Origin of the sequence: Halomonas sp. ND22Bw, assembly GCF_003011945.1 — a bacterium.
In the GTDB taxonomy this organism is placed as follows: Bacteria; Pseudomonadota; Gammaproteobacteria; order Pseudomonadales; family Halomonadaceae; genus Halomonas; species Halomonas halophila.
In genome coordinates this window covers 1-279 of the sequence record NZ_PXWD01000667.1, presented here as the reverse complement: position 1 = coordinate 279, position 279 = coordinate 1, and the positions used below count along the sequence as shown (strand labels likewise).

The 279-nt window shown below is 76.3% G+C and carries 1 protein-coding gene; it reads right to left on the bottom strand.

Annotation, left to right across the window (positions count from 1 at the left end):
* Positions 1–279 (bottom strand): L,D-transpeptidase (locus tag CVH10_RS19815; RefSeq protein WP_146143142.1); only part of this gene is annotated, 279 nt, incomplete at both ends.

Below are 279 nucleotides of genomic sequence, written 5' to 3'. Positions count from 1 at the left end.
CGCGGCGCGGCCGATCGAGCCCGGCTCCGTCGTTCCGTGGATGCGATAGGCCGAGTCGCCGAGATAGAGTGCCCGCGCGCCGAGGGGGTTGCGCGGACCGCCCGCGACGTGGTGCGGCAGGCCCGGCCGGCGCCGGCGCATCTCCGGCGTCGGTGTCCAGCCCGGCCAGGTCTGCTTGGCGGTGACCCGTTCCACGCCCGTCCAGGTCGCGCCCGCGCGGCCGACCGCGACCCGGTAGCGGATGGCCTTGCCGTTCGCCTGGACGAGATAGAGCGCGCG